Source organism: Kitasatospora sp. NPDC093558 (genome assembly GCF_040683475.1).
Classification (GTDB): Bacteria; Actinomycetota; Actinomycetes; order Streptomycetales; family Streptomycetaceae; genus Kitasatospora.
The window spans coordinates 1-3,433 of record NZ_JBFBDY010000646.1; the positions used below are offsets into that span (position 1 = coordinate 1).

The window sequence follows — 3,433 nt, forward strand, 5'->3', positions numbered from 1 at the left end:
GGGGGCGGGGCGGTTCAGGGCGCCGGGGGCGGGCCCGCTCCTCGAGGCCACGCTGCGCAGCGCCGTCGACGGGGCCGGGTTCACGTTCGTCAGCCGGGTCTGAGGTCCCGCTCCGGCTACCGGCTACCGGCTACCGGCCCGCGGGCCGGTAGCCGGGGGCGCCGCGTCAGCCCGCCTCGGCGTCGGGACGGCTGCGGCTGGTGTAGACGTGGCCCATCCGGAAGCCGACGCCGCGGACCGTGAGGATCCACCCGCTGTGGCCCAACTTGCCGCGCAGCGAGCTGACATGGGTGTCGAGCGTGCGGCTGGCGCGGGGGCCGAGGGCGTGGGCTGAGGTGTCGTCCCAGATCTCGCTCATCAGGCGGCGGCGCGAGACGACCGTGCCGGAGTGCCGCGCCAGGTAGTGCAGGAGGTCGAACTCCTTGCGCGTCAGCTGGACCGGCCGTCCGCGCAGGCGCACCTCCCGGGTGGCGCCGTCGATGCTCACGTCCCCGATCGTCAGCGTCCGCACCGGGACGGTCGGGGTGGCGAGGGCCCGGCGGGCGCGCCGCATGATCGCCTCGATCCGGGCGAGCAACTCGTGGAACTCGTACGGCTTGTCGAGGCAGTCGTCCGCGCCGGCCCGCAGGCCGCGGACCCGGCCCAGGTCGGTGGCGCGGTCGGTGAAGGCGACGATGGGGGTGTCGCTGATGCTGCGGATGCGCCGGCAGACCTCCAGCCCGTCGATGTCGGGGAGCTGCATGTTGAGCAGCATGATGTCCGTGTCGTCGCAGGACGCGAGTGCCGCGGCGCCGCTGGGGGCGGTCGCGACGTCGTAGCCGTGCCGCTCCAGTCTGGCCGCGAGCGCCCGGGAGATGCTTTCCTGGCCTTCCACGATGAGCACCTGCATGATGCCTTCCGGGTTTCGGTGGCGCGGGTCGGTCGGTCTTCCGCGCGGGGTGGGGGCGGGACCGGTCGCCGAGATCGGCGAGAACGGGGGTGGGGGAACGCCCCTGGAACGGTGACCGGAAACCGGGCGGCGGCGTGCGCCGCCCGTCAAACCCGACAGCCCGTCAATCCGAGAGCGGGCAGGCGTGTACGCAGGGCCGCCCGAGCTGTGGCGGTCCTGCGCGAGACACATGTCGACGTGCCCAGTCCACGATTCCCCCGTTTCGTGCACTCATCCGCTGCGCGGGGCGTCGACGACCGCGCCGAATGGCCGGTGCCAAATCGGTGTGGATCGTGGAATATTGCTGCGCCCGGTGGCCATCCTCCCCTTGTGTTGCGCCCGATGACAACAGCATGTCGTCCGCGTCACATCAGGGGTGCTGCCGGTCGGCCCCGAGGCTCTGCTTTTCGGTCAGCCCGGACGGTTCTTGCACGGATTCTCCATACCGCTACGGCGCGGCCGAGGCAGAGGCCGAGGGCGCGAGGACGGGCGGGCCGGTGAGCAGGGCGCCGGACTCGGAGTAGGGCCAGCCGTTCGGCACGCAGCCGTGCAGGCCCTTGATCTGCTGCATCATGACCGGCGCGGGCGCGCCCGCGCCGGGGCAGTCGACGTGCCCGTTGCCGAGGATGTGGCCGACCTCGTGGTTGACCGCGAGTGCGTGGTAGAGCTCGGGGCGCCCGGTGTAGAACTCGGTGAGGTCCGTCCAGCGCTTGGCGTTGAGGACGACCTGCTTGCCCGCCGCGCAGTTCACCGTGCCGCCGGTGTCCAGCCCGTACTGGCCGCAGAGCCGGTCGGTGGACGCCGGGGTGGCCAGGTACACGGTGAAGTCGACCGGGTCGGCGCCCACCCGCTGGAAGGAGACGGCGCCGCCGGCCGCCCAGCCCTGCCGGATGTTGCCGAGGACGGCGTCCACCTCGGCGGCGAACTGCTCCGGTCGCTGCGGCAGCCCGTCCTCCACCCGCACCTTGTACCGGTACAGCCGCTCGCCGGTCCCGGCCCGCTCGGTGCCGCCCGTGGCGGTGGTGAACGCCAGCGGCTTCGGTTCGCGGTGCCACGGCTGCCACCACAGCAGTCCGCCGGTGAGCGCGGCGACTACCACGAGGGAGAGCAGGCCGGTGCGTATTCGGCCGGGAGTCAGGCGGACGGCTGCCATGGATCGGGTACCTCCTGGACATCGGGTTCTTCTTAGGGGGACGCTCGGCCCAGCGCCCCGGGTTCACCCGGGCGGCCCACCGCACCGGCGGGGTGCGGCGGGCCTGGGCGAGGCTGGTGCGAGCCGAGGAGGATCCCCGATGAGCCACGTCCGCGTGCCGGCCCGTACCGCCGAGCGGGCACGAGCCGTCCGCTCGTACGTGTGGTGGTACGTCCGGAGCGCGCCCGGCACGTTCGTCTGGCTGGCGATCCTGCTGTTCAACACGCTCCTGCTGGACCGCGTGAGCCCGTCGGTCGCCCACCACATCCTGGAGCGGCGCTCGACCAACCTGCACCACCTGGAGGTCTCGCCGGTCCGGGTGCTGATCACCAGCGCCCTGTGGATCGCGAGCGGCGGCTGGTGGTTCTACTTCCTGCTCTACAACGTGTTCCACGCCCCCGCCGAACGCTGGCTCGGCACCCTGCGCTGGCTCGGCATCGCCCTGGTCGCGCACGTCGGCGCAACGTACATCAGCGAGGGCGCGCTGTACTGGGCGATCCAGAACGGGCTGGCCCCGCACAAGGCCTTCTACACGCTCGACTACGGCGTCAGCTACGCCCTCGCGGGCATCGTCGCCGTGCTCGCCTACGCCCTCGTCCGGCCGTGGCGGTACGTCTACGTGGCGGGCGTGCTCGTCTTCTACGGCTACGGGCTGCTGCACGCCCGGGACTTCACCAGCGCCGGGCACTTCACCGCGGCCCTCATCGGCCTCGCCTGCTACCCGTTCGTCCGGGACCGTCCCACCGCCTTCGACCCGGTCGCGGCGGTGCGGACCGCCTGGCAGCGGGTGTGCTCCGGCGGGAAGAGCCGGCGCGGCGACGGGCGCTCCGACGGCCCCCGGAGCTTCTAGGATCGGAAGCGACCGCCCCCGCGAGCGGAGCCAGGAAGGCGGGTGGCGCCGATGACACCGAGGGACGGCCAGCTGCCGCGCTACCTGCGGGTGCTGCCGTGGCTGATGGTCGCCGGCGGACTGCTGTGGAACGGCATCGACACCAGGGACTACTGGGGCGACCCGATGGTGGCCGCCGCGGCCGTCCTGGCCGGTGCGCTGCTGCCGCTGCGGGACACGCTCGCGGTGGCCGCCGCCAACGTGACGGGCATCGTCGTGCTGTCCTTCCACGACGGCACGGCCGGCACCGAGGGCGGCTTCCTGGAGCTCACGAACACCGTGTTCGCCGCGCTGCTGGGCGTCTGGATCAACCGGGTCGTCGCCCGCCACGGGCGGCGGCAGGAGACGGTGCGCAGCGTCGCCGAGGCCGCCCAGCGGGCCGTCCTGCCCGCGCCGCCGGGCCGGGCCGGGGGGCTCGCGGTGG

At 73.1% G+C, this 3,433-nt stretch carries 3 protein-coding genes and 1 pseudogene; 2 read left to right on the forward strand and 2 right to left on the reverse strand.

Translation table 11 applies throughout. The annotated features are described in order from the left end of the window. Window positions 1-166: 166 nt before the first annotated feature. Both AB0O00_RS33050 and AB0O00_RS33055 read right to left on the reverse strand, forming a co-directional pair. Window positions 167-889 carry a response regulator transcription factor gene (locus AB0O00_RS33050; protein WP_363658111.1) on the reverse strand — a complete coding sequence of 241 codons (723 nt, stop codon included), beginning with the start codon at window positions 887-889 and terminating at the stop codon, window positions 167-169. Window positions 890-1,376: 487 nt separating this feature from the next. Further along, entirely contained in the window at window positions 1,377-2,081 is a 705-nt protein-coding gene (locus tag AB0O00_RS33055; RefSeq protein ID WP_363658113.1) for a DUF3152 domain-containing protein, read from the reverse strand. Window positions 2,082-2,220: 139 nt separating this feature from the next. On the opposite strand from AB0O00_RS33055, the gene AB0O00_RS33060 reads away from it, so the two are divergent. Then, complete coding sequence (locus tag AB0O00_RS33060; RefSeq protein ID WP_363658115.1) at window positions 2,221-2,970, forward strand: rhomboid-like protein; 750 nt, start codon at window positions 2,221-2,223, stop codon at window positions 2,968-2,970. 51 nt (window positions 2,971-3,021) lie between these two features. Continuing rightward, a pseudogene (locus tag AB0O00_RS33065) lies at window positions 3,022-3,433 on the forward strand (serine/threonine-protein phosphatase); the annotation flags it as partial.

What these genes read in the sequence shown, in the direction of transcription:
- AB0O00_RS33060 (WP_363658115.1), top strand. Translation starts at nt 2,221, where the DNA reads ATGAGCCACGTCCGCGTGCCGGCCCGTACCGCCGAGCGGGCACGAGCC.
- AB0O00_RS33050 (WP_363658111.1), bottom strand. Translation starts at nt 889, where the DNA reads ATGCAGGTGCTCATCGTGGAAGGCCAGGAAAGCATCTCCCGGGCGCTC.
- AB0O00_RS33055 (WP_363658113.1), bottom strand. Translation starts at nt 2,081, where the DNA reads ATGGCAGCCGTCCGCCTGACTCCCGGCCGAATACGCACCGGCCTGCTC.